Annotated in this window: 17 protein-coding genes and 6 pseudogenes; 12 read left to right on the top strand and 11 right to left on the bottom strand. The window is 63.5% G+C overall.

Features of this window, described 5'->3' with window-relative positions:
* Positions 1–213 precede the first annotated feature (213 nt).
* Entirely contained in the window at positions 214–2,049 is a 1,836-nt protein-coding gene (locus GA0070609_RS16265; RefSeq protein ID WP_088997774.1) for a glycoside hydrolase family 15 protein, read from the bottom strand.
* Between the two features lie 709 nt (positions 2,050–2,758).
* Here GA0070609_RS16265 and GA0070609_RS33260 point away from each other — a divergent pair.
* Positions 2,759–2,995: a hypothetical protein gene (locus GA0070609_RS33260; RefSeq protein WP_157748198.1), complete on the top strand. Its 237-nt coding sequence runs from the start codon at positions 2,759–2,761 to the stop codon at positions 2,993–2,995.
* 82 nt (positions 2,996–3,077) lie between these two features.
* Positions 3,078–3,878 (top strand): annotated as a pseudogene (locus GA0070609_RS16260) (IS5 family transposase).
* A 520-nt stretch (positions 3,879–4,398) separates the two neighbouring features.
* Here GA0070609_RS16260 and GA0070609_RS35215 read toward each other — a convergent pair.
* Positions 4,399–4,559, bottom strand: a pseudogene (locus GA0070609_RS35215) (helix-turn-helix domain-containing protein); the annotation flags it as partial.
* Between the two features lie 194 nt (positions 4,560–4,753).
* On the opposite strand from GA0070609_RS35215, the gene GA0070609_RS16250 reads away from it, so the two are divergent.
* The 3 genes and pseudogenes from GA0070609_RS16250 to GA0070609_RS35210 all read left to right on the top strand — a co-directional run.
* Positions 4,754–5,116, top strand: a complete 363-nt coding sequence (locus GA0070609_RS16250) for a hypothetical protein (protein ID WP_088994581.1) — start codon at positions 4,754–4,756, stop codon at positions 5,114–5,116.
* A 157-nt stretch (positions 5,117–5,273) separates the two neighbouring features.
* Complete coding sequence (locus tag GA0070609_RS16245) at positions 5,274–6,740, top strand: VCBS repeat domain-containing M23 family metallopeptidase (protein WP_157748197.1); 1,467 nt, start codon at positions 5,274–5,276, stop codon at positions 6,738–6,740.
* 696 nt (positions 6,741–7,436) lie between these two features.
* Positions 7,437–7,691 (top strand): annotated as a pseudogene (locus tag GA0070609_RS35210) (Tn3 family transposase); the annotation flags it as partial.
* Between the two features lie 42 nt (positions 7,692–7,733).
* On the opposite strand, the gene GA0070609_RS16240 reads toward GA0070609_RS35210, so the two are convergent.
* Positions 7,734–8,279: a CGNR zinc finger domain-containing protein gene (locus tag GA0070609_RS16240; protein WP_157748195.1), complete on the bottom strand. Its 546-nt coding sequence runs from the start codon at positions 8,277–8,279 to the stop codon at positions 7,734–7,736.
* 678 nt (positions 8,280–8,957) lie between these two features.
* On the opposite strand from GA0070609_RS16240, the gene GA0070609_RS16235 reads away from it, so the two are divergent.
* Positions 8,958–9,329, top strand: coding sequence for a VOC family protein (locus tag GA0070609_RS16235; protein ID WP_088994578.1), 372 nt, complete (start codon positions 8,958–8,960; stop codon positions 9,327–9,329).
* Positions 9,330–9,531: 202 nt separating this feature from the next.
* The gene (locus GA0070609_RS16230; protein ID WP_088994577.1) at positions 9,532–10,062 is read left to right on the top strand and encodes a GNAT family N-acetyltransferase; all 531 of its coding nucleotides are present in this window, start codon (positions 9,532–9,534) and stop codon (positions 10,060–10,062) included.
* 442 nt (positions 10,063–10,504) lie between these two features.
* On the opposite strand, the gene GA0070609_RS16225 is transcribed toward GA0070609_RS16230, so the two are convergent.
* Both GA0070609_RS16225 and GA0070609_RS16220 read right to left on the bottom strand, forming a co-directional pair.
* Complete coding sequence (locus GA0070609_RS16225) at positions 10,505–12,487, bottom strand: AfsR/SARP family transcriptional regulator (protein WP_088994576.1); 1,983 nt, start codon at positions 12,485–12,487, stop codon at positions 10,505–10,507.
* Between the two features lie 826 nt (positions 12,488–13,313).
* A pseudogene (locus GA0070609_RS16220) lies at positions 13,314–14,276 on the bottom strand (IS110 family transposase); the annotation flags it as partial.
* A 408-nt stretch (positions 14,277–14,684) separates the two neighbouring features.
* Here GA0070609_RS16220 and GA0070609_RS16215 point away from each other — a divergent pair.
* The 3 genes and pseudogenes from GA0070609_RS16215 to GA0070609_RS34420 all read left to right on the top strand — a co-directional run bounded on the left by GA0070609_RS16215 (position 14,685) and on the right by GA0070609_RS34420 (position 17,032).
* Positions 14,685–15,278: a dihydrofolate reductase family protein gene (locus GA0070609_RS16215; RefSeq protein WP_088994575.1), complete on the top strand. Its 594-nt coding sequence runs from the start codon at positions 14,685–14,687 to the stop codon at positions 15,276–15,278.
* A gap of 311 nt (positions 15,279–15,589) precedes the next feature.
* Positions 15,590–15,865 carry a transposase gene (locus GA0070609_RS16210; protein WP_088994574.1) on the top strand — a complete coding sequence of 92 codons (276 nt, stop codon included), beginning with the start codon at positions 15,590–15,592 and terminating at the stop codon, positions 15,863–15,865.
* Positions 15,866–15,917: 52 nt separating this feature from the next.
* A pseudogene (locus tag GA0070609_RS34420) lies at positions 15,918–17,032 on the top strand (IS630 family transposase).
* A 339-nt stretch (positions 17,033–17,371) separates the two neighbouring features.
* Here the strand turns inward: GA0070609_RS34420 and GA0070609_RS35205 are convergent.
* From GA0070609_RS35205 to GA0070609_RS16175, 5 genes are all read right to left on the bottom strand, one after another.
* Positions 17,372–17,815 carry a VOC family protein gene (locus tag GA0070609_RS35205; RefSeq protein WP_408630667.1) on the bottom strand — a complete coding sequence of 148 codons (444 nt, stop codon included), beginning with the start codon at positions 17,813–17,815 and terminating at the stop codon, positions 17,372–17,374.
* A gap of 888 nt (positions 17,816–18,703) precedes the next feature.
* Positions 18,704–19,228: a DinB family protein gene (locus tag GA0070609_RS16190; RefSeq protein ID WP_231928818.1), complete on the bottom strand. Its 525-nt coding sequence runs from the start codon at positions 19,226–19,228 to the stop codon at positions 18,704–18,706.
* An 8-nt stretch (positions 19,229–19,236) separates the two neighbouring features.
* Entirely contained in the window at positions 19,237–20,502 is a 1,266-nt protein-coding gene (locus tag GA0070609_RS16185) for an RNA polymerase sigma factor (protein ID WP_088994571.1), read from the bottom strand.
* Positions 20,499–20,855 (bottom strand): YciI family protein, encoded by a 357-nt coding sequence (locus GA0070609_RS16180; RefSeq protein ID WP_172899346.1) that lies wholly within the window; start codon positions 20,853–20,855, stop codon positions 20,499–20,501. Before GA0070609_RS16180 ends, GA0070609_RS16185 begins: the two co-directional genes overlap by 4 nt.
* A 301-nt stretch (positions 20,856–21,156) precedes the next feature.
* A complete protein-coding gene (locus GA0070609_RS16175) occupies positions 21,157–22,050 on the bottom strand; it encodes an IS5 family transposase (protein WP_088994569.1) in 894 nt (297 codons plus the stop codon).
* A 575-nt stretch (positions 22,051–22,625) separates the two neighbouring features.
* On the opposite strand from GA0070609_RS16175, the gene GA0070609_RS16170 reads away from it, so the two are divergent.
* Entirely contained in the window at positions 22,626–23,732 is a 1,107-nt protein-coding gene (locus GA0070609_RS16170; RefSeq protein ID WP_157748194.1) for a S8 family serine peptidase, read from the top strand.
* A 104-nt stretch (positions 23,733–23,836) separates the two neighbouring features.
* On the opposite strand, the pseudogene GA0070609_RS16165 reads toward GA0070609_RS16170, so the two are convergent.
* Positions 23,837–24,610, bottom strand: a pseudogene (locus tag GA0070609_RS16165) (IS5 family transposase).
* A gap of 529 nt (positions 24,611–25,139) precedes the next feature.
* On the opposite strand from GA0070609_RS16165, the gene GA0070609_RS16160 reads away from it, so the two are divergent.
* A protein-coding gene (locus GA0070609_RS16160) for an IS5 family transposase (RefSeq protein WP_408630666.1) occupies positions 25,140–26,017 on the top strand; the annotation gives its coding sequence in 2 pieces (ribosomal slippage) (positions 25,140–25,529 and positions 25,532–26,017; 876 coding nt in all).
* The last annotated feature ends 46 nt before the right edge of the window (positions 26,018–26,063 follow it).

Below are 26,063 nucleotides of genomic sequence, written 5' to 3'. Positions count from 1 at the left end.
GTGAGCGTCAGCTCGGCCTGGTTAGCGACAGAACGGCCCTGAAGGGCCTATGTATTCGCTGAGATCTTTGTTCCAAGCATCGAGCTACGACGGGAGGCGCCTATCCTTGAGGGCATCAGCAGAATCAAGAAAGGCCGCAAATAGGTCGCCAGCGGGACATCGCTTCGCCGCTTCGGAATTATCCGCAGCGGTGCCACGCACCCCCGGGGTGCGCTAATTCTCACGGCTCGCGTCGAGCAGATCATTAAGTACCACTGCTGAGGTAATAAGGGACAGATGGCTGAATGCCTGGGGAAAGTTTCCAACCTGTTCGCCGGTAGACGAGATTTCCTCGGCATAAAGGCGCAGGTGGTTACTGAAGGTAAACATTTTCTCGAAGGTCAGACGTGCGTCCTCTAGGCGGCCACTGCAGGCGAGGGCTGCGACATACCAGAAGGTGCACATATTGAAGGTTCCCTCGTCGCCGGGGAGGCCGTCAGGGGCGGCGGAAGGTTTGTAGCGACGGACGAGGCTGTCCGAGACAAGTTCGTGGTCGATGGCATTCAGTGTAGATCGCCACATCGGATCGTTTGGCGTTACGAAACCGACCGATGGCATGATGAGCAGTGAAGCGTCGAGGACATTCTCCCCAAAACTTTGAACAAATGACCGGCGGCCCTGATGGTAGCCTTTGGCCATTATCTGGTCGTAGATATTATTGCGATGGCGAGCCCACCGGTCCACCGCACCCGGTCGGCCATGACGAGCGGCGAGGCGGATCGCCCGATCCAGCGCTACCCAAGACATGAGGCGGCCATAGGTGTAGTGGCGGGGATGGCTGCGGCTCTCCCATATGCCTGCGTCGGGTTGGTCCCAGTTGTCGCAAAGCCAGTCAACGAGCCGAACTGTACTGCGCCACACCTGGTGGGATGTGCGGATGCCCTGTTCATCGGCAAGGTGCATCGCATCCAAGGCCTCACCGTGAATGTCGAGCTGGAGTTGGTCGGCCGCGCCGTTGCCGATACGGACAGGGCTGGAGCCTCGGTACCCTTCGAGGTGGCAGAGCTCTTCTTCGTAGAGGTCAGATGAGCCGTCCACGCGATACATGATCTTGAGCGGTACCGCATTCTCGCCTGCTTCCCGGATGCGCTCGTCTAGCCAGTTCATGTACCGGCGAGCTTCTTCGGTAAATCCAAGGCCAAGGAGGGCGTGTACCGAGAACGACGTGTCACGGATCCAGGTATAGCGGTAGTCCCAGTTTCGGCCGCCTCCGATCTCCTCGGGCAGGCCAGTGGTGGGTGCAGCGATCATGGCGCCGCTGGGCGCAAACGTCATGAGCTTCAGAGTAATGGCGGAGCGCTCGACCATTTCCCGCCACCGGCCGGTGTACCGAGATCGGTCGAGCCAGCGGCGCCAATAATCTCGAGTTTGCTCAAACAATAACTCGGCCTCTTCAGTCGGGATGACCCGTGGCGCATGGGTTGCGGCCGTTTCTAGGACCGCCCCGCCTACATCCCCTTCATTAAGGGTGATAAACCCGACGAGGTCGCCGCCGCTACTGTCGATTTCTTGCCCGCGAATCAGCCGCCGGACTCGCCGGATGGGGTTGAGAGTCAAGGTCAGGGACGGGCCACGAAAGATGTAGCCCTCGTACTGGATGGATAGGTCGTGGTGGTCGCGGCCGTAGTTGAACCTAGGGCGGCACTCCACCTTGAAGCGCATACTGCCCCGTATCATCCGCACCATACGCACTAAGCGATGTTGGTCGGTTGGTTGTTCGCCAGTGACGGGCATGAAGTCTGTAATTTCCGCGACACCGTCGGCACTGATGAATCGCGTGATCAAAATAGGTGTGTCGGGAAGGTAGAGTTGCTTGCAGACGTATCGCACGCCGTCCGGGGCGATTGCGAAGTAGCCACCCCGCCGCCGGTCTAGAAGGGCGCCGAAGATGCTGGGGGAGTCGAACCGAGGCGCGCAAAACCAGTCGACCGTGCCGTCACGCGTAACCAGAGCGGCAGTCTGCAGATCGCCGATGAGGCCATGGTCCTCAATTGGCGGGTATTCTTGCATGCTCGACTCCCCGCTCGCCGAATCCACTTACGAAGCTAGTCGAACGCATCCGGCTCGGGGATGAGGACCCGCCCGATCCACCCGTCAGAGGTACGAGTTTCAGATGGCGGGTTGGCATTCCTGGCTTAGCCTCGATGAGGATCGTGACGCGCTCAGGATGACCGGCGCCAGCCGGATCCCCGGCGAAGCCGTCGCGGACCGGCAGGCAAGCGTCTCATCAAGTGCTCGCCCGCTCCGTGCGCAAGCGGTACAACGACTGCTCGCTGCAGGGTCGGCCACCGATGTAACGCACTAAAGGAGCCGGCGCGTGAGCGCTCGCCAGGCGTGAACGATCTACCTTCTCTGCTACCTGGCCGGGGGCGAAGGAGGGCAGGGCCCGTATGGCCTCGGCGTCCCGAGCTGCCGATCCTCAAATTGTAGGCCAGTTGAAGCCAGGTTGAAGGCGTTTCCTCGTAGAGTCCGAACAGGACAGGTTCAAGTCCTGGCCGGCTGATCTGGGATGCTCAGGGTTCAGATCAGTGTTTGCGCGGTGGGGCCGACGTCACCCCCCGGACTCGCCCCACCGCGCTCAAGCAAGCGGGCTTCCGTATACCTTTTTGAAGGATGTGAGGCGAGCAGCACACCGAGGCCTGGCATTGTCGGGCTCGCGGAGAGGGGGGGGCGAGGCCTACTCTGCACTTGGCCACAAGTGTGCAGGAGAGTCACTGGCGTGACCCACTTGGCCGCGCAAATCGTCGCCCAGTTCAATCACCACTATTGCCTGACCGGTCGAAATGAACTGCGCGGATCGCCAGTTTCATTGCGCGTGTTCAGTTTCAGGATTTGCCGGGGCCGCTGTGATACAGTTGGCATGAGCCAGCAGCGGCAGGCTACCAAAGCTGATGACGAGCGGGCGATTGCCAACAAACCAACTGTGCGCATGTCATCGATTGCGGGACCGATTTAATCTCATGCTGTCCGAAGACGCCCGATGGATGTCGTGCCTTCTAACCTCGCGGACCGGTCTGGTGGGTTAGTAGCCGCCGTGGATCGTCTCGGACGAACTCTGGGCCGAGATCGCGCCGCTGCTGCCACCCCGACCTCCACGTCGGGCGCCGCTACCCAGGCCGCAAACCACCGGGCGACCGCAAAGTGTTGTGCGGGATCCTGTTCGTGCTCCACGCCGCAATCCCGTGGGAGTACCTACCCCAGGAACGGGGGTTCGGATCGGGGATGACCTGCTGGCGCAGGCTGCGGGGACTGGAATGACGCCGGCGTGTGGCAGCGGCTGCACGAGGTGCTGGTCGGCAGACTCCGGGCCGTCGGGCAGTTGGACATGTCCCGGCGGTGATCGACGGGTCCCAAGTGCGGGCGCTCAAGGGCGGCACAATACGGTCCGAGCCCGGTCGACCGCCGCAAGCCAGGCTCGAAACACCACGTCATAACCGACGCGGGCGGCATCCCCCTTCGCCGCCAGCGTGACCGGCGGCAACCGCCAAGACCTCACCCAGCTCATGCCCCTGGTCGACAAGGTCCCGCCCATCAGGGGCGTCCGCGATCGACCACGACAGCGACTGCAGCGGATCTACGCCGACCGCGGCTACGACTACGACTGCTACCGCCGTCAGCTGCGGGCCAAGGGCGTCACCCCAATCATTGCCCGACGCGGCGTCGCACACGGCTCCGGCCTCGGCACCCGACGGTGGGTCGTCGAGCAGGCCATCGCCCTGCTGCACTGGTTCCGCCGTCTGCGCATCCGCTGGGAGATCCGCGACGGCATCCATGAAGCCTTCCTCACCCTCGCCTGCGCCATCATCTGCTGGCGCCGACTCCAACGCTCAAATAGTTAGGACCTCTTAGTGCGGTTCGAAGGCGATGGTGATTATAGGCGTGTAGCCAGCCGGGCAGGGCTTTACGGCGTGCGGCGTGGAGAGGTAGGGGAGGCCTAGACCCATGCCTCCAGGGCGGTGTGCAGGAACGTGTGGCCAACCCTAGTGCCGCCCCATCGGTGGCACGTCCGGGTGCGGCGGTCCGGTTCAGATCGCCCCGGCGGCGGGCCCTGGGTGCGCCAGCCGCCGCCGTAGAGAATGCGGCCGAGTTTTTCGACGTCAATGGTTCAGGTCGCCGGGGCCAGCGTGTTCGTAGCGGTGCACCGGGCGGCCGGTGCCGCAGTCGAGCTGCGCCAGGCGGGGGACCGACCCCCGGCACGGCGCAGGATCACGTACGCCATCTCGAGGCCGGAATGTCGACGGCCGGTGATACGGGCTAGGCTCCACCGCTTCTTCACCCACAGGTGCAGCGCCTTGCGCTTCACCGGCGGCTGGGTCCGCTTCGGAACCCGTGCGGGCGGCTGAACGATCAGCGATACTCGCGGCCCTTCGGCCCGGTACCGGTCGGCCCACCGTTTCGCGGTGTTCACACTGATCTGGAACCGTTCCGCGGCCCGTCGCAACGGCCAGTCGTCATCGACCAGGCCAGCGCGCAAGGCGTAGCCTGCCTCGTTCGGTCAGGGGTACGTCAGCGTGGGGCACGAGGACCTCCCGGGTGATGCGGCATCTTCGACGAGCTCCAGCGCACCCGGAGGTCCTCACCTCTCCAAGATCCCAGCCCTGTCACCAACTGTGATGGACAGAACACATAGGCAGTGCTTTCAGGAATCTTTGGCGTTGGATGCTGCAGCGCGTGGGTCGTCCTAACGAGCTGTCGGACGCCGAGTGGCACCATCATGCTGCCGGAGCGAGAGGGTGGCGGTGGGAAACGGACGAGCCGGAAGATCACGCTCGGTCGAAGTCGTGGTGCACTGACCACGAAAATCAATCTCGCCTGCGCCGGCGTCGGCCGCCCCGTCATCGCCGACAAGGGCTACGACTCCAAGGCCATCTGTGCCGAGCTGCGCCGTCGCGCGTTCGGACACACGATCCCTGCACGCTGCCGCGTCTGCGGCGGCCGGCTTGCTGGTCGGCGCCGTGACGGTCGACCACCAGTGTTCGACAAGGAGCTCTACAAACGGTGCAACTGTGGACTGCTTATACCTCTGCAATACCAGACCTTTTCAAAATCATACCGATCCATTGCCGAGGAAGGTTGAATGCGCATAATTTAAATTCATCAAATTAGTAAACGATCATCAAACGTTCGCCGTCAAGCCTTTTCCGTGGATGTTGCGAATCCTTGAAGGGAACCTCATCATGCGATTGAGACGTATCCGGAGCTTGGCCACGATTGGCCTCGTGATAATCAGTGGCGTGGCAGGCATTGTCGCCGCGCCCTCGGCCAGCCTTGCCGCGACGACTCCGCGCCCCAACTTCCAGCTTCCCTTTACGTGCGGCGAGTCTTGGCGCCTAACTACCTATCAGGGGCATGACGACTATGACATTGATTTCTTCGCCAACGATGGCCGAGGTACCGCTGGTCGAGCGATCCTGGCTTCAGCTGACGGTACCGTCATCTGGGCTGGTTGGAATGGCAAGTGGGGCGATGGCACTCAAGCCCCTCCGGGATCGGTAGGTACCGCGAGCGGCTTAGGCTATGGGGTGATCATTAGCCATGGCGGCGGGTGGGTCACGGTCTACGGGCACTTTGTTGCCTGGCCAAACGTCTCCACCGGACAGTCAGTGACGCAAGGTCAGCACCTGGGCAATGTCGGGAAGACGGGCGCGACGCAAGTCGAGCACCTGCACTACGAACAGCTCGATGACACCCGCGACCCGAACAAAACCCGCGGCGTCGGAGACAAGGTCGAATCATACTTCGACGGCTCCCCGTCGGGCATTACTACCGATGGTAGCGCGAGAACTGGACCAATCTACGTTGACGGATCACCGTCTCCGACGCAGTATCGAACCAGCAACAATTGTGGGTATGCAAACGTTGTAGAGCAGGCGGAGTATGCCGATATTGATGGAGATGGCCGGGCGGATCTTATCGGGGTGAGTGGCCCTAATAACGACCTCACGGCGTATCGTAATCAGGGGTGGAGCGCTTCCAGTGGCGTGATCGTCGGTTGGGATCGTAAGTCGCTTGTCAGCGGGTTCGGGGATGCATCTCGGACCACGTTCGCCGATATCGACGGGGATGGTCGGGCGGATTTGATTTCGGTGAGTGGACCCAACAATGACATTACGGCGTATCGTAATCAAGGATGGAATTCTGCCAACGGTGTCATTGTTGGCTGGGACCGTAAGCTGCTTGTCAGTGGGTTTGGCTCGCTCAATGGCCTCAAATTCGCCGACATCGACGGCGACCGGCGAGCCGACTTGATCACAACCACGGGCACGAACAACGACGTTACTGTGTACCGCAACCAGGGATGGAATGCTTCCAGCGGTGTCATCGTCGGTTGGGACCGTAAGCCACTCGTCAGTGGGTTCGGAGGGCCGCTCGAGTTTGACTTCGCGGACATCGATGGCGACCGGCGCGCTGACCTCGTAGCCGCAAGTGGTGCGAACAACGACCTCACGGTCTATCGGAATCAGGGGTGGAACGCTTCCAGCGGTGTCATCGTCGGTTGGGACCGCAAAGCACTCGTCAGCGGGTTCGGAGCACTGTGGCCCCTCAAGCTTGCCGACATGGATGGGGATCTACGTTCGGATGTCGTCGCCGTCAGCGGCGTGAACAATGACCATACTGCCTACCGCAACCAGGGATGGTCCTCCACGGCGCTCATTGTGGGATCGGATCGGAGATCGATCACGTCAGGGTTCCCAGCTTAACCTGCATCTAGACCGCAGTTGGTGAAACGCCCACTCTAAAAGGAATCCGTGACGCTGGCCGAGGTCGCTTCCTCACCAAGCGGCCTCGGCCACTATCGGCCCACACCTCCCTGGCAGCCTAGTCACACCGAGGCCCAACAGAAGTGCGACGAGCCCAAGCTTCGATAAGGTAAGGCACCCCGGTCGCCGCCGAACTCAACCTCCGGCCGCCGAGCGCGCGGCCGGGCCGGCAGTGACCCTCGAACCTGTCGGATCGAGTGTTGCGGATGGCCGTGTTATGACGCACCAACGTGACCTTCCGGCAGATCGGTCCGCTGTTCGAGGTGCCGCACTCCGCCGTGCACCGGGTCATTGGCGGCCCGGGCGTCTACTCCGAAAGTCTTTCTGCTCGTGACGCTGCTCGGCGTTGACTATCGGCCGGTGCTGGCCGATCTGCCCGACACCAAGCTGTGGCGCAGCGATGCCACCGTCGACTGCGGCTATCTCGATGGCCGCGCACGATGTGGTACAAGATTGCCTGACGCTGCTGGATATCATGCGGGTGATCGCATTTATCCACACTCGGGAGATCTCGGCCCACGACGCCATCGAGGTGCTGCAACCGCAACGGGCCCATCGACGGCCTGGGTAAGGCGATCGCGTACAACGGCAGGATTCTAAGCCTCTGAACGTGATGACCCTGGGCGGGATCCCGCGTACCGGCGGGAAATGTGGCGGATGCGCAACCTGCAGGAGCAGCGCCATGGCCCGGGCAGCAAGGTACTCCACGGCCGCGAAGGCGAGGCGTACCGGGCCTACCGCGATGGCATGGAAAACCAGTTCGGCGCATTCGGACTTGTCCTCAGGTGCGTGACACTGTCCCACATCTCGATCTATCTGGATCACACGCCGAGCATTTGCAGGAACAGGGGCGAACGGGTGCGCGACCTCAACGCGGCCCGCTTGTCGGTCTGCCAGCATGCACGCCTCAAGGAACTCGCTAGCGGACGGTTTTCAGGCCCTTCGCGCGGCTCGATAGGACCGGGCGCGGGCGCGGTTCTGGCATGTGATCGAGCAATAGCGCCGCCGGCGTGTCGGAGAGGCGTCCGCGTAGACGTCGACGCAGTCGTCGCCAGCGCAGACGCCGATGCGCCGTGCGTCGGGGATCTCGCGAAAATGCAGTAGCAGCGCCAGCGTTACCGATGCGAGCAGCGATGCGTGCGGGGCAGTCCAGGCCTCCCGGATCATGACGCCGTCGGCGACGACTCGCGGGCTCAGACCGGTGGCGGCGATGAGGGCATCGAGTTCGCTCGCTACGCGATCTGCAGTTGGTGCGGCGAAGATCGCATGTGCCTGATTGGCGACGGCGACGAGATCCGCTGTAGAGGCGGTTTGAAATGCGCCATACACCGCGCCGCCGAGGCTCGCTGGGTCAGGGTAGTCGTGCGCTTCCTCGTGAGCGGCGCGGCGTGGGGCATCGCCATACTCGTTGACGATCTTGATGACGATGTCCAGGGGGGGTGGTGAGATAGTCGGCGAGGTGGAGATCCTGCGGTTCACGGTCACATCGTCTCACTTGCACCGGCGTGCAGGAGGGGACGCGGTTGGCAGGTTGCGAATGGTTGGTAGTCGGGCGATCGCGACGTGCAGCGTCGCGGCCGCCATACCGAGCCCAGGGATGATTCGGCCGAAATGCACCGATCGTGGTAACGGCGCAGCTGGCGGCGGTCGCCCACACTGCGGCGGTTGGGAGATCGTGAGTTTGGCCTGCGTCATGCGCCCGTGACGTTTCTCCGGTGTCAGGAGCTTGCAGATGGGTGCCGTTTCGCTCCGGTGAGTCGGATGTCGACCGTGTTGGTGGAGAGCGCAACCGCATGTAGGGGCCGCAGGCGGCGTCACTCGAGGTAGGTAACAGTGGGGGCGTGTCCCTGGCCGTCAGGGTGATCAGCAGGGACCGGCCGGACCCGCAGCCCACAAGTAGCAGAGGCTCTGCGACGACCGCGAGCGCGGTTCGGTGGCGATGGTGTTCCTCCGCTTGGTCGGCGGTGAGGACGTCACGGAAAAACCGGCGCAAGCGCGTGACACGCACTGTCACGCAAGGATATGCTGCTGTGCGTGATACCGATTGATGTAGCGCGGCTGCTCGGCAGGGGAGGGGCACCTACGCCTGAGCGAAGGAGCCGGCGTCGCCGAACTGAGCCCAAGCCCGATCGGCTGGATCGAGGTGCAGCCCCGCCCGTGGCGAGCTTCTATCCAGTGCTTCAACTGGGCGATCCCACAGCGCTGCGAGACTTTCTCGTCCAAGAGTTCGGGTTCGTCGTGACGTTCGACTCCGGTTGGTACGTCTCGTTGAGAGCCGGCAATTACGAACTTGGCCTCGTCAAGGCGGGGCACCTGACCATTTCTGCCAAGGCAGAGGTGACTTCGACGGGGTTCAGGCTGAACCTGGAGGTTGCCGACGTCGATGCCTTGTACCAGAAAATGATCGTCGAAGGAGGACATACGGAACTCCTCGGTTTGCGCACCGAGGAGTTCGGCCAGCGCCACTTCATCGTCGAGGCGCCTGGCGGCGTGCTGATCGACGTGATCACGCGGACGGCGCCGATTTAGCGTAAGACGTCCTCGCTTGCCGCGCATGCGACGATCAACCGGCTCACCACGCACTTTGTGATCCATTCGGCGGATGCGGGATTGCGGTCCTGCCGGTAACGGATACCCGGCCAATCTCCGGCTGGGCACCCGCGAACTTGGTGGGAAGCTGACGGGGATGTGTCCGTGAACCCAAGTGGAGAGGCGTTCAGAGGTTGATAAGATGATCGTGCGATTTGTGCAGCCTGCCGATCTCTCACGGTTGGCCCAACTTTGCGCCGAGCACGCGTTATATGAGAGGGCCGATCCAGTGTCGGGCGATCTCGCCAACCGGCTCGCAGCGGCGCTCTTCTCACGAACCCCGCGGCTGTGGTGTCTAGTCGCCGCCGATCAGGGCTATGTCGTCGGTTACGCTACGTTGACCCGCGAGTTCTCGACCTGGCGCGGCCGCGATCACCTGCACCTGGATTGCTTATACGTCACTGAGGCTTACCGAAACAACGGCGTCGGTCGGTCGCTCCTAGCGGCCGCCGTGTGGCAGGCCACAGAATTGGGAATGGACGAGCTTCAATGGCAGACGCCGGAGTGGAACGCAGACGCGATCCGCTTCTACGATCGCTTGGGAGCGAGGTCGTCGTCGAAATTGCGCTATCAGCTCCCGATCCCCGCAGGGGTTTCGGCCGGCTCACCGCGCTGTTGTCAGCCGCTAGAGGAACCGTACACGGTCGCGCCACGCGACAACGACTACTCCTAAGAGCCTCTAACTCGCTGGGCATTGGAGTCGGCCGGCAAGGGAGCAAGCAGGTGAGGGTGGGAAAGCTATGATGGTCTCTCGGCGGCTTCCCGACCGACCAAACTTCAGCAGGACTGGCGCGGCGGCCCGCCCTCAAGTGATTGCGGCACGATTGCTATCTGTTCGAATAGCTTGGCTAGATTTGACCGGCTGCTCGACCATGTGGCAACGATCGGCGAATGGTCACGCTTAGACCGTCGATAGCCGTGGTCCCGAGCGCCGGTAAGATTGATCCTGCCCTGGTGAGGGCGGTGAGAAGCCATCTGAGAGACTCGACTCGAGTCGACTCGGCGACGGTTTGCGTTGTGCCACCGGCAATGAACCTGCTGCCTTAACAGTCGCTGGCGTTGGAACGCGCGCGTTCGTCCGAGCAGAAACCCCCGATGTGTAGCGCAGGAATTTACTATTGTATCCGGCGAGTAGCGGCAGATCCCATCCTGGTTATTGCGGCGCCACGTGCCCGCTCACGTAGCGGCAGTCGAGGCGTAGCTAAGACCGTGCTCGGCTCGTGTTCAAGCCTCCGGGCTTGCTCGCTGGCATATCTATGCAGAAGGTGCTGAAATCGGTAGCGGTCATGGTCGGATTGATCAACGAGATGCAACGCTACGAGCCGGTCGAGGTGCAAACGGATGTCCGCTATGGGGAGTCCGCAAACGGCTGCCGCGACTGTCAGTCCGAACTCTCGCGTCTGGCAGATCCCGCCGAGCACGCGGAAGACGCGGGCTGTAGCAGGGTCAAGCGACTCATAGGACCACGAAAATGCCGTCTGTAAATCGACCAGCATACCGCCGCCTGCGTCGAAGATGTCAGACCAACCCGCACCGCGCGAAAGATCGTTGACTAGCTGGGCCATGCGTAGTCCGGGCAGTCGTGCCGCCCGTTCGCCGACAATGCGTAATGCCAATGGCAGGTAGTCACATAGAGAACCGATCCGGAGTACATCATTACGCTCAGCCTCAGCCCTCACATCGCCTACCATTGCGCTAAGCAGGTTGAATGAGGCGTCCGCCCCTAGGCCGGAGAGACTTATGCGCTCAGCACCATCATGCGCCACCAATCCACGCATCTGACTTCGGCTAGTAACTACCGCCGTACAGCTCCGCCCTGGGAGCAATGGTCGCACTTGGTCGGAGTCACGGGCGTTGTCGAGTAACACCAGGATCCGCTGCCCTGCGGTGAGAGAGCGAAATAGATTGGAGCGGCTAGCGATATCAACGGGAAGGTCTGACGGTGCTATTCCAAGGCCGCATAGCAGAATGGCGAGTGCGTCAACCGTGCCAACTGGTGGATGTGTCCCGAATCCCTGGAGATCGAGATAGAGCTGACCTCCGGGAAAATCATCGGTGGCAGCAGTACACCAGTTAACTGCAAGCGCAGTTTTGCCGACGCCAGCTGCGCCGTCGACTACGATGGTTCCAGGAACGACCCTGTTTTCCCGTCTAAAATGGCGGAGAGTGTCGTCCATGGCCTTCAGGTTCGCCGCCCTACCGTAGAGTTTCGCACTGCGTGTTGGCAATTCGTGAGGCTTGTTTCGAAAACTCCGCGTCGGGCCTTGGCGCACGATGGCCTGAGTGTTGGGCGCCGAAGTTGTTTGCGTTGCGGCAGATGAGACGGAGAACCGCCTTATCTCGGCGATCTCTGGCGGAAATAGCAATTCGCTACTCCCGCAGCCACGTAGGATCTGGAGATAAGTCTCCTGCAACTCGCGCCCTGGCTCAATACCCATCTCGTTGTTCAACTGCCTGGATACTGATTGGTAAGCATCTAGGGCATCGGCCTGTCTGCCCTGGCGGTACAGTACCGCCATGAGTTCGACCCACAGTCTTTCCCTGAACGGAAAATCCTTCGTGATTCGAAACAATTCTGGAGCAAGGTCAGCGATGCAGCCAAGTCGGATGTCGATTTCAATGCGACGCTCTAGTGCCAGCAATCGTTGCTCCGTAATTGGCGGAACATCGTATCCATGAAGTATGTCGGATTGTATATCTGCGCAGACTGGCCCGCGCCATAGCCGAAGGGCGTCATGAAGCAGTTCCCGCTCCTGTTCGAGTCGGCCGGCGTCACGAGCTTTCCCGATCAACTGCTGGAACTGCAGCAGATCCAACTCATCGTCTTCCACACGGATTTCGTACCCGTCCGGTCTTGTGATAATTGCCTCGCTGCTTGTAAGCGCCTGTCGCAAACGAACGATATACGTTTGCAATACTCGTCGCGGCGCTGCTGGCGAGGCATCCCCCCAGACTCGCCTGATCAGATCGGCGGTGGATGCGACCTGATTTGGCCGAAGGAGCAGCGACGCGAGCAGGGCTCGAACTTTTTTGCCACCGATTTTCTGGCTCTCGCCGTCCATATTGGCCACAAAATGGCCGAGCACTAAGAACCGCATCGCGGTGGCCGTTCAGGAGATGCGGCGTTCATCCGCAAGCCGTTAAGCTCCTCACCGCATATACCTGGCTGTACTATCGGGCCTCTTTCGGAGGTGCTGGCCTGGGGTAGGCCGCGTTTACCGCATGAGGCCGAAGCAACCGCGATATGCGAATGTTCGATGCTCCAACCCTTTATTTCGTTCGGCGAGAGTTCGCTCCCTATTCTTCCGAAGCGCGTCAGAGGGCGCCGAACTTGATGCTCGCTCTGGCGAGGATTCGAGGAGCGTACCGGCGCATCCGGAATGCATGGGTCTCCCGGGGAGGCCCATGAGCACTGGTCTGTGGACGGCAGGTGAGTCGATCGAAATGCTGTCAGCGGGGATCGGCCTTTCTCGTCGCAGTGGCGATTTGCATCCATTACAAGCCTGCGCCTCCGGAACGGCACGTAACCACCTTAGTCACTGTGTAGGTTATTGGCTTCCCTCTGGGTGCGCAAGGCAAGTCGCTGGTACGAGCTCTCGTGGCCGAGGGCTTGCCGGTCATACGATCTGACCGCCATGACGTGCTTGTGTCGGCGTCGATTGGACCTGCCTGTGAGCCGGTGGCTCTGTGGCCGACGGGGGAGTAGGTGGCGGCACTGCGGTCGATCACAACTCAACTGAACTGGGTCGCGTTTCCTGATCCGACGACCGGCCGACCCGTAGCTGCCCAGGTAAGCGGGTAGGCGGGGGACACCGTCGATGTCACGCCGATTGCCGGGCTGACGGTGGCTCATCCATCGGTTCAGCCTCTCCCTGTCGAGAGGGTGCTGGTCGGGAGGTCGGCGGGGAAGAACGCGTGTTGAGGGTTGCCGCCTCGGGGTGGGTGTTTACCGCGGATGCTGCTGCCGGGGGCGGGTGACGGGGGCGGGCCGGCGTAGGCGGTGAGGTGTCTGGGGGTGGCGACGGCGGTGTCGTCGCCGAGGTCGAGGAGGGTCCGGGCGGCGGTCCTGACGCCGGGCATCGAGGGCAGGGCCGGGGCGAGAGGGTGTGCTTCGCGCATCCTTTCGACCTCGCCGGTGACGTAATCGTATTGTGGCTGGATGTCGCGGAGGGTGTCGGCGAGGCGGGGCAGGATCGTCTCCGCGGCCTGGGTGCCGGGGACAGACGGTCTGCTCGTCGAGGGCGGTCATGATCTGTTCGACGAGTCGTTCACCCAGGCGAGGGGTGTGGGGTGCGGCGATGGACAGCAGTTTGGCGTCGGCCGGCCTGGCGCAGGCCTGCTGGCCCGCCGCAGCGGGACAGCAGCTCTAGGACGGCCTTGTGCTGCACTTTCAAGCCGAGGACCCCGTTCCAGAACGGGGATGGATCTGCGTGAGCAGTCCCCGGATCCGGCTCGCTTTGCGTGTGGCTTCGCCGGCGAGGTCGTCGTCGAAGCCGACCAGGACCCTCAGCTCGGCCAGGGCTCATCACCGACGTCGGTCCGCCGCAGCGTGTGCGCAGGGCGTGGGCCGCGTCGGCGATGACGTAGGCGTCGCGGGCGTCGGTCTTCGCCGCACCCTGGATGCAGGTCAGCGATGCGGCGCATGGCCGGGCCGGGCAGGTAGGCCACCTGATGTCCGCACGCCCGTGCGACCACGATCGGCAGGGCGCCGATCGAGGCGGGCTGGTCGACCACCACGAGAACCAGGCCGTGGCGGCTTAGTCTGTCGAACAGCTGCCGCAGCCTGGCCTCGGTGTTGGGCAGTGGACCGTCGTGCAGCCGCTCGCCGTCCGGGGTCAGCCCGACCGCGTGATGATCACGTTTGCCGACATCCAACCCGAGGAACACGCCTCACCCGCATCGCCCGCCCCGGCCGCTGGTCGAGGGCTTCAGCGATCGGGGCAGTGGGTACTGCTCGCCTGCGCCCCCGCCCCTGCGCTCGGTGTACGCCTGCTATGGCAGGAATATAGCCCTATGCACGACACTCGGGTTTTAGTGATGACGGCAAGTATCGACGTGATCTACTCGGGGACAAGCGCCCATCTCCCGAACGTAACGGGCGCTATGCTGGCGACGGCTGCACCGGCGTAAGACCAGTTCAACCTGTCGCACGCATGGCATATTGTTCATGGACATGCGGGATCGGCAAGCCTGCCTGCTGACCATCTGGCGAGGCCAAACGACGACTTGCCCGCATGCCAGTGAGTGTTATTTTCTAAAACGTTTCGCGGGTGCATACCAGAAAGGCTGCTCTTCATGCGCAAGTTGATCGTTTGCAACATTATGTCCCTGAATGGCTATTACGAAGGCCCCGGCAAAGACATTATGGCTCTGCCAGTGGACCACCCGTTTCACGCCTACAATCTCGAGCGGCTGGGCACTGCGAGCACACTCCTGCTCGGGCGACGCACGTATGAGGCATTTAGGGGCTACTGGCCGAGCATCGCAGAGGATGAGAGCCAACGGCCGGTTTGGCGGGAGATATCACGACTCCTCAATACCATCGAGCATGTCGTCATTTCGGACCGGCTAACCGCAGAGATGACACAACCATGGCAGCATCTCACGAAGATTGTCCGCCGCGCCGACGCGTACGACGAAGTTGTGAACCTGAAGCGTTCTGAGGGCAAGGACATTTTGGTGTTCGGTAGCCATGTTCTCTGGAACGATCTATTAACGTCTGATTTAGTGGATGAGCTACATCTCATCGTCGGAGCTCTTATCCTCTCGGATGGCACGCCCACCTTTGAACTCCAATCTCCAGTGTCTCTCACTCCGAAGGATGTCCGCATCCTAGAAAGCTCGCGCAATATCTTAATTCGTTACGCTGTTGACCGCGGCAGCGTTTAATAGCGTTCGTTTAAGGCTGGTGTGTCGCTGCGTCGTTGGAGCTGTTTGCGGGTTGGTTGTTATTGCGGTGCCATGAGAAGCTTTCCGTTGTGCTGCAGCGGCACGCGGCGTTCGCCACGGACGTGTTTCACCCCTTGGTGCTGTCGGATCAGCGGCCAAGGGTGAGTCGTATCTGCGGGGGCGGATGCTGTCGGATAGGCGGCGGAGGTCGATGGCGCAGCGAGTCGAGGCGGATCATCAGGGGTTGCAGCAGTTCGTGACGGCCTCGACGGGCATCGCGGCGGCGCGGATGCGGCTGGCTCACTGCGCGGATGAGATGGTCGAACCTGTTCCGCGCGTGGTCGACGTACGGCTTTCCGAGGGACGGCAAGTTCCCGCCGGGCGTGGCCAGGAAGTACTCCGACATGGGGAGGTGGGTGGCGAGCTGCCAGATCGTGGTGAGTGTCCACGCCATGACTGATACAGCGCCGCCTCTGTATTGGTCGCTGTTTGTGCCGACGGCGCGGGACGACCACGCCGTTGACGCGGCAGGCCGCCCTGATGTTGTCGCTAGTGCCGTGACCACGAACGTTCACGGTGTTGGTTGACACGCTGTCTGGCTTGCTGGCCGGGCGGCGGCGTGGCGGTCAGGCTGTGGTGGTGGCAGATCCTGTACGCGTGCGGCGGCTGAGTGATCAGGAAGGTCAGCAGCTGCTGCGAATCGCCCGCCGGGGAACCGGTTCACCGATCCGGCTACGGCGGGCCATGGTCGTGCTCGCGCCTGCTGGTGGGAACACGGTGCCGGCGATCGCTCGCCTGGTCCAGGCCGACGAGGACACGATCCGGCAGGTCATCCACCGGTTCAACGAGATGGGGATGGTCAGCCTGGACCCTCGGTGGGCGGATGGCCGTCCCCGCCTGATCAGTCCTGACGAGGAGCAGTTCGTCGTCAGACGGCCAATACCCGCCCCGAAGCGTTGGGGCGGCCGTTCACCCGATGGAGCATCCGCAAGCTCGCCGATCACCTGCGTGTTGATGCCACCCGCCGGGTCCGGGTGGGTCGGGAACGGCTGCGGCAGATCCTGCACCGGCATCGGATCACCTTCCAGCGGACCAAGAGGTGGAAGGGGTCCACCGACCCGCAGCGCGAGGCCAAACTCGCCCGGATCGAGTACGTGAGCACCCAGTTCCCGCAGCGGGTGTTCGCCTTCGACGAGTTCGGTCCCCTGTGATCCGTCCCCAAGCCGGCGCCGGGTGGACGCCGGCCGGGCACCCGCACCGGCTGCCTGCGAACTACCACAAGCTCCACGGAGTCCGGCAGTTCCACGGCTGCTACTCCGTCGGCGACGACCAGCTCTGGGGCGTCGACCGGCGCCGCAAGAGCGCCGCGAACACCCTCGCGGCGCTCAAGTCGATCCGCGCCGCCCGTCCGGACGGCGCGGATCGACTTGATCTTGGACAACCTGTCCGCGCACAAAGGTCCGAAGATCCGCAGATGGGCGGCCCGGAACAAGGTCGAACTCTGCTTCACCCCGACCTACGCCTCCTGGGCCAACCCGATCGAGGCCCAGTTCGGGCCACTACGCACCTTCGTCATCGCCGGCTCGAACCACCCGAACCACCCCGCGCTGACCCGGAAACTGCAGGCCTACCTGCGCTGGCGCAACGCCAACGCCCGCCACCCCGACGTCCTGACCGCCCAACGCCGCGAACGCGCCCGCATCCGCAGCGAACGACAACGACGCTGGGGCCAACCCGCCACCCGCGCAACCTGACCCCAACACCGTGAACGTTCGTGGTCAGAGCACTAGCCGGGGCCGGTGCCGGATCAGTAAGTCGGGAGCGTCATCGACGAGGTTGGGCGCTGGTCGTGGAGATGCTCACCGAACTGGCCGCGGGCGCTGGCTACGGGGACAGCACTCAAAGGATACGCCCTTGCACACGAGCCCAATGTGCGGCTAGTCCAGCGGGTGTGGGCCGAGCGGGCCGCCCACCGATCCGCACCGAGCCTCGCAGTCCCACGACCGCTGTCAGCCTGATCGATCACGTCCGCGCTGCGGGAGCGACGCGGCAGAGACGCTCACGTCGGGAAGGCTCGAGAGGCGATGAGCCCGCTATACGACAGCAGCGACGCCGATCCTGACTCCGGGAACGACATCTCTCCACAAGCAAAGGACGTTGCCCTCTGTATCGGAAACGTATGCGAAGAAGCCAAACTCACCCGCAGCCTGTTGGCCAGCTACTATTTTCCCGCCGTGTCTCTCAACCCGTCTAAGGGCTTCCTCGATATCTTGGACCTCAAGGATAATGGCGGGATTATGGATCTCGGGGACGCGTTGAGTCAGGATGCCAGTGATCATCCCCGATTCGACCGGAAAGCCGTCCTGGCCAACCGCCGTGGGCACCGCTTCCATGATCGCTCGTTGCAAGGTTTTACCCTTAGCAGCAAGCTCAAGTGATATTGTTGGCAAACCCGGCAAGGGCGCGATATGCCATCCAAGCGCCTCGCTATAGAACGCATGGGCCCGGGCCAGGTCATCCACCGGCAATTCAAACATTGTTACCCCGTAAGCCATAACGCAGATCCCTCCTCCGTCGACGCCAGCTTAGACCCGTCCCCTGCCTTGATGAGAGCAAACGTCCGACGAAGCATCACTCAACTCGGTTTTTAACCCCGTTTGGGCCCTGTGAGTAACCCTTAGGCGGCACGGGGACAGCGTTTGCCCAATGATCTTCTTTGTCAGTACGACGGAAAACCTCCCGATCTTCGGTTAGGTGGTAAGCTGCCGGCCATCTCGCGTTCCCTGCTGGCGTCGCCGTTGGTGGTCTGGTAGAGGGATTGTCGAGGTATCCAAGGTCCAAGTGCCGCGTCCACGACGTACGGCCGGACCCCACCGCGACGACTCACGTGTATGGTCATCCAGGAATCTGTATCCCCGTAAGCGATGCCGTTGCATCCGGAAGCCACCGGTCGCCGTCTGGCATCTGCGGCACGCCGGCAAGGACCCCTGGTTGCCTACGACGCGAGCATCTAGGCGTCCGGCCCGATGTCCGCCATCGCGGTGTTCAGTCCCGACCCGAACGGGCCGGTATCGGCAACTGGTCGAGGTTCGCGCACCCGCCGCGACCATCGCCAACCACTCCATGATCCCCCCCCGGACCAGCTCGGCAAACCTCGGCGGCCACCCGGCGCTCGGGCAATCGGACGCCGCACGAATCGTCGACCCCGTCCACCGAGCGGTCTTCCCGGCAGACGCAACCGCCCGACTTCACCTGGCGCGACGCGTCGACGATCTCGCGGGAGTTGCGCCGAAATGCAGCACCAGTGGGCACGGCCGGAGTGCCGCGTCTTCAATCCCGATGCGGGAAACGGTGAGTACGATACCCGAAGAGGCGACGACCCGCACCGCCCACCTTATCGATCACCTGGGCCCTAAAGGATCGACCTATTCGCCGATGGCGCCGTCGATGGCTTCGCGGAGGAGATCCGCATGGCCCACATGCCGCGCGTACTCCTCGATTAGATGCTCGAGGATGAACCGCACGTCGCTCTCGCCAAACTCCGGGCTCTGCACCAGGCGTGAGACGTCTTCGGTGACCTTCGCGAACACCTTTCGCGACTCTTCACACGCCGCGAGGTAATCCACGTAGACATCCTTGGCCGGCGTGGGATCCGCCACGTCGAGCCATTCGCCTCCGTCAGCCGTGACGTAGATCCGATAGGGTTTGAAAATCGGTGTTTTGTCTGCAAGCCTCCGCTGAAACCAGTAACGTTCGACACCTTGCAGATGATGCATGAGCCCCAGCAGGGTCAACTCTGACGACATCACAGAGCGTTGCCGTAGCTCCGCCTCGGAGAGCCCGGCGCACTTCCACAAGAAAGTCGCTCGGTGGTAGTCGAGGATCGAGGCGATCACTTCCGGCCATGATCCCGACAACTTTCGCCCGGGCCTGACGATTTTCTCGATCACGATATCGCTCACTCTGAGGCCTTCTGTGTCCGTTCTTTCCCGGCTGGTATACGCTGGACGTCGCTGAGCCGCTCGGTGAGGAAGGCGCGTTCGACGTCGTTATCGGTGAGGGTAAGGGCCTCCTCGTACGCGTCCGCCGCCTCGGCCCACTGGCACAATTGCCGCAGGAACTCAGCGCGGGTGGCGCTGAGGTAGCTGTAGGTCGCAAGTGCCGGCTCAGCGGCCAACGGGGATAGCGCGTCAAGGCCTGCCTGCGGGCCATCGCGGAATCCCACCGCGACGGCGCGGTTCAGCTCGACCACCGGCGAGGGCCAGAGCCGGAGTAGAACGTCGTATAGCCCGACTATCTCTGCCCAGTCCGTGTCCTGCCAGGTCGGCGCCTGGGCATGGACCGCGGCTATCGCGGCCTCGACGGCATACCGGGTTGGTGGCTGGCGGCGTAGCGCATCGGTCAACAGGGATATACCCTCACCGATCAGCCTAGTGTCCCAACGCGTGCGGTCCTGCTCCGAGAGCAGTAGCAGCCGCCCAGTGGCGGACAGGCGGCTTGCTGCGCGTGCGTCGGTGAGGAGGAGCAGCGCGAGCAGGGCGCCAATCTCCGCGTCGTTCGGCATGAGCAGGTGCAGCATCCGGGCGAGGCTGATCGCGCTGTCAATCAAGTCCCGGCGCACAAGACGCGCACCGATCCGCGCCGTGTGGCCGGTAGTAAAGATCAGATGTACGACATCAAGGACGGCGCTGAGGCGTTCGGTGAGATGGTCGGGTGAGGGCACCCGGTACGGGACGCGGGCGGCGGTGATCTTCTTCTTAGCCCGTGTGATCCGCGCGGCCATGGTAGGTTCCGGCACCAGAAAGCCGCGGGCCACCTCCGCCGTTGACAGGCCGCATACCAGTCGCAGTGTCAGCGCGATCTGAGCGTCGCGAGACAAGGCCGGATGACAGCAGGTGAAGATGAGTCGCAGGCGGTCATCATCAAGGCCGTCCTCCGGCACGGGCACCGATTGCTCAGTTACGAGCAGCGGTAGGGCCCGGCGCAGCACCGACTCGCGACGCAGCACATCCAGCGCCCGGTTGCGCGCGGTGGTCGTAAGCCACGCCCCGGGGCGATTCGGGATGCCGACCTGAGACCAGGTCTGCAGCGCCTGGGCGTAGGCGTCCTGGGTGCACTCCTCGGCGAGGTCGAGGCTCCCGGTCAGGCGAGCCGTCGCGGCCAGTACTTGGGCCCAGTCGCGGCGGTGCGCCTGCGCGACCGCCGCAACGACCTCGGCGCTCATCCGTGCTCGACCACCGGACGGATCTCCACCCCGCTATGGCCGGCGGAGGCCTCGTACAGCCTCGACGCCAGACCGATCACCTCGTCGAGGTCGGCGGCTTCGATCAGATAGTAGCCTCCCACTGCCTCCTTGGTCTCCAGGAACGGCCCATCAGTGATCGTCAGCCGACCAGTCGGGTCCGCGCGTAGCGACGTCGCCAAGCTCGCCGGCTCCAGTTCCCCGGAGTCGAGGACCGCCGCTCCGCCCGCCGCGACGAAGGCGCGATGACCCTCAGCGAGTTCTTGCCTCTGCTGATCGGACATCGCGGCCCATTCCCGCTCATCGCCGTGGATGAGAAGCAGATAGCGTGCCATGTCAATCATCCCTTCACGTGGAGCCCTCCTGGGCCCGCCTACATCACCGACGAGTCAGACTGACCGCCAATCGACAGATCGAGAAGATAATTCCTGGGTGTAAAGATCGCGCCCTGGAGCGTGACCCGTACCGACGGACAGTGTTGGGGTGATCTAACGCTACCGTGATGGCGAAAACGAGCCGCGGCCGTTTACCTCGTAGGGCCGGGGGGGGTAGCCGAGACTGGAGTGCCGACGGGGGGTGGCATCCGACTCTCTGTCGCTGGTCAAGCGGGACTAGGCCGTGTTTCATAGCTCGCGGTCAGAGCCACTCGTTGATCGCGGCGACGTGGAGTGTGGCCTGGTAGCGCACGGCGAGCTTGTCGAACCTGGTGGCCATGGCTCGATGGCGTTTGAGTTGGTTGGTGCCGCACTCGACGGCGTGACGCTGCTGGTAGATGTGGGCGTCGAAGGTCGGCGGTCGGCCGCCCTTGGATCCCTTCTTGCGCCGGCTGGCGGCCTGATCGGTCTTGATCGGGATCGTGGCCGGGATGCCACGTCGGCGTAGGTGCTCACGGTTGGCGCGGGAGCTGTATGCCTTGTCCGCGAGGACCCGGTCGGGACGGGTGCGGGGCCGGCCGCCGTCGAGCCGGGGGACCCGGATGCGGGCCAGGACCCGGGTGAAATGCGGGCTGTCGCCGCGCTGCCCGCCGGTCACCAGCATCGACAGCGGCTTGCGGCCCTGCTCGCAGGCCAGGTGCAGCTTGGTGGTCCAGCCACCCCGCGACCGACCCAGAGCGTGATCAGCCGGCTCGTCCTCGACCCCGCCCGGTGGTTCCTTCTGCAGCTCAGGCTGGGTGCGGGCGCCGGCGGCGTGCTGATGCGCCCGAGCGATGGTCGAGTCGACGCTGACGTCCCAGGTGATCAGACCCGCGGCGTCGGCGCGGGCCTGCAGCCCGGTAACGATCCGCTGCCACACCCCAGCGCGTTGCCAACGGCGGAACAGCCCGTAGACCGTCTGCCAGGGTCCGTAGCATTCCGGCACGTCCCGCCAGGGCGAACCCACCCGCACCCGCCACCGGATCCCGTCGATGAGCTGCCTTTTACTCCACTTCAGCGGCCGTCCTGGCTTCTTACCCCTCGGCAGCAGCGGCGCCAGCGCCGCCCACTGCACGTCAGTCAGGCCGAACCGCCTCGTCACCGGTATGGTGGCCACGAGGTCTCCGTGCTGATGGTCTGTCTTGGTCGATGAACCATCTACCGGAGACCTCACTGCGTATCGATCACCGACACGCCGAGATCCCTGACCGGGGCCTGACTGGCCAACCCCAGCTATGAAACACGGCCTAACCGCGATCTCGTCCTTCAACTCGGCGAGGAGCAGCGCAAGTCAGGTTGCAAACAGCTCATTGAGTAGTCCCCCGGATCCGATTCGCGACCCGGGTGGCCTCGCCAGCGAGGTCGTCATCAGCCATGACTGCTCGATCAGCCCAGTTTCTGGTTGATGCCGCTGCTGCAACGGCGTGGCAGGCACGCAAATATACCCAGGCTAGTGCGCGGCCGGCAACAGTTGTTGGCCCCACGCTCCGAAGCTATGCTGTTGCAGCTCAAATGTGCCGGGAACGGGACAGCGAACAGAAGGCGGGCAATCATGAGTATCCGGATCGGTGGTACGTCAACCGCTGCAGATAAACCTGCTGTCTTCGCGGAGACGCCCTTTTCGCCCGAGCGGAGGATCCACAACAACTCCGGTCGGTGGATCGGTCCTGCCCGATGAGGAGGTTCGTCTCCGTGCTGGCAGCGAGCGTTCTTGCCGCCAGCACCTCTGTAGCGATCGGCGCGCCAGCGCCTGCTGACAAAAACCGCGACCGTCAGTGGCACCTGTCAATGTTAAGGATCGCTCAGGCTCACCAGCAGAGCCGGGGCGACGGCATCACGGTCGCGGTCATCGACACCGGGGTTGACGGCAACCACCCTGATCTAAAGGGTAACGTTCTTCAAGGAATCGACGTGGTGAGGGGTGGCAGCGGCAACGGCTGGGGCGACACCGACGGTCATGGTACCGCCATGGCAGGCCTCATCGCAGCGCACGGTCATGGTGGTAGCAACGCCGACGGCGCGATGGGCATCGCGCCTCGTGCGAAGATCTTGCCAATTGACATCGGCGTCATCGATGACATTGGTTCTGGCGATGCGATGTCTAATGGGATCAGAGAGGCTGTCCGGCGCGGCGCGAAGATCATCTCTATCTCGGTGGAGTCCGACGTCACCGCGTTCGACGCAGTGCAGGAGGCGGTCGATGCGGGAGTCATCATTATCGCCGCAGCAGGCAACCGCCCCCGCAACGATCGCGTCATAGCGCCTGCCTCCTACCCTGGAGTCATCGCAGTCGGCGCGGTCGGACGTGACGGGAACATCGCCGACATCTCCACGCGCGGCCAAGCCGTTGTAATCGCGGCACCGGGCGTCAATGTCATGAGCACGGTGCCTGGCAACGGTTACCGATCCGGCTCGGGCACCAGCCCAGCCGCCGCGATCGTGTCTGGCGTTGCCGCGCTGATCTGGTCGAAATACCCCAGCTTGACCGCGAAACGGATCACCGACCATCTCACAGCCACCGCGATAGACAAAGGGACGCCGGGCCGAGACAACGAATATGGCTTCGGCGTGGTCAATCCGGTGAATGGGTTGTTGACCCCGGTCACTGCGGTCACTTCGCCATCGCCCAACGACATTAGTCGGAAGATGCCTCCGGGCCTCGCCTCGCACCAGACAGATGCTCGGGGCAGCGACGAGAGGCGGGGCGGCATGGACAGTTGGGTTCTCCTCGGCGCGGGCGTGCTGGTCGTTGCAATGATTGTGGTTGCAACGTGTGTTGTAAGTAGGCGCCGGATCTGATCAAATAGGGCTATTCCGCAATAAGCGCCGGCGGTGCGGGGTACCGTCGGCGGCCTCGACTGCGGCCCACGGAAACTAGCGTCGAGGCCTGCGGCTTAGAACTACTAACTCTTTGAGTGTTGGAGCTTGCGCCAGCAGATGATGGCGCAGGCGAGGGTGAGGAAGGCTTCGTGGATGTCGTCGCGGATCCAGAGGCGGCGGAACCAGTGCAGCAGGGCGATGGTCTGCCCAACGACCCAGCGTCGGGTGCGAGGCCGGAGCCGTGGCCGACTCCGCGTCGGGCGATGACGGATGTGATGCCCCGCGTTCGTAGCTCGCGGCGGTACTTGTCGAAGTCGTAGCCACGGTCGGCGTAGATCCGGTCGGGTCGCTGCCGCGGATGCCCTTGATCCGGGGGACCTTGTCGACCAGGGGTAGCAGTTGGGTGACGTCGTGGCGGTTGCCGCCGGTCAACGCTGCGGCGAGGGGGATGCCGCCTGCGTCGGTGATGACGTGGTGTTTCGAGCCTGGCTTGCGGCGGTCGACCGGGCTCGGACCGATTTTGGGCGGCCATTGAGCGCCCGGACGTGGGAGCCGTCGATCACCGCCCGGGACATGTCCAACTGCCCTGCGGTCCGCAGTCTGCCGAGCAGGACCTCGTGGAGGCGTTGCCAGACGCCGGCGTTGTGCCAGTCCCGCAGCCGCCGCCAGCAGGTCATTCCCGACCCGAACCCAAGCTCTTGGGCAGGTAACCCACACGGGATCGCGGTGTAGAGCACGAACAGGATCCCGCACAACCCCTTGCGGTCATCGAGGGGCTTGCGGCCCGGGAACCGATGCCGCCGGGCGGACGGGGGCAGCAGCGGTGCGATCTCGGCCCACAACTCGTCCGAGACGATCCACGGCGGCTACTCACCCTCCTCACGTTCAGACAGAACGATCCTCACGTCCCGAGGACACGCCCCAACATCATTTAGTTAGGAGCTCTTAATCTGTCCGGGTGCACGACGAGGCAGGACTTTGGATTGCCGGGGAGCCCGTCCGCTTCGTGAGCTGCCGCAACCGACCGCCATCAGCGATCAGCCACAGGCCCGCCCGGGCTGCTCCACCAGGTGGGCGACCAAGCCGGCATCGACACCGTTCGCCGGCTGCCCCAGCCAGTTCTTCGCCACGGCGGCAGGTTCCGCAGCGGTCGTCGACTTTTCTAACATCCGGGTGATGCTCCTTGATCAGGAGCACCCCTTCGCCTAACAGGTCCTGTCCTGGGCGTTGAGCAACGCGCCTAGGCCGTGTGTCGAAGTCGGTGCCAGTGCTTGAGTTGGCCTGAGGATCTTCGCGTGTCGGAGATCGAAAATGGGCGAGGTCTCCGGTAGATGGTTCAGCGACCAAGCAGAACCTAAAACCGGAGACCTCGTGGACACCCTAGCGGTGACGAGGCGGTTTGACCTGACCGACGTGCAGTGGGCGGTGCTGCAGCCGTTGCTGCCGGCGCCGAAGCGGCCAGGTCGACCGTCGTTGTGGAGTAGGCGGCAGTTGATCGATGGGATCCGGTGGCGAATCCGGGTGGGCGCGCCGTGGCGGGACGTGCCGCCGCAATACGGGTCCTGGTCAGCGGTGTATGGGCTGTTCCGGCGGTGGCAGCGCGACGGGACCTGGCAGCGGGTGCTGACGACGTTGCAGACCTTGGCCGACGCGGCCGGGCGGATTACCTGGGACGTGTCGGTGGACTCGACCACGGCCCGCGCTCACCAGCACGCCGCCGGGGCGAGGAAAAGAGGGATCTGCAGGCCGAACCACCCGGCGGTGTCAGCGTCGAGCCGGCCGACCATGCGCTGGGCCGGTCCCGCGGTGGGTTGACCACGAAGCTGCACCTGGGCTGCGAGCAGGGCCAGAAACCCCTCGCCATCGTGCTGACCGCCGGACAGCGCGGCGACAGTCCGCAGTTCATCCCGGTCCTGGCCGCCATCCGCGTCCCCCGCTTGACCACCGGCCGCCCGAGGACCCGCCCGGATCGGGTCTTGGCCGACAAGGCGTACACGTCGAAAGCCAACCGGTCCTACCTGCGGCGACGTGGCATCGCCGCGACCATCCCGAGCAAGGCCGACCAGGACGCCCACCGACGAGCGAAGGGATCCAAGGGAGGCCGGCCACCGGCCTTCGACCCGCACATTTATCAGCAGCGTCATGCCGTGGAGTGCGGCATCAACCGGCTCAAGCGCAACCGCGCCGTGGCCACCCGCTTCGACAAGCTGGCCGTCCGCTACGAAGCCACCATCCACCTCGCCGCAATCAACGAGTGGCTGTGACGGACTTCGACACAGGCCCTAGCCGCGACCAGCGGCCACGTTCACC

Source organism: Micromonospora echinaurantiaca, from assembly GCF_900090235.1.
In the GTDB taxonomy this organism is placed as follows: Bacteria; Actinomycetota; Actinomycetes; order Mycobacteriales; family Micromonosporaceae; genus Micromonospora; species Micromonospora echinaurantiaca.
This window is presented reverse-complemented; position numbering and strand designations above follow the sequence as displayed.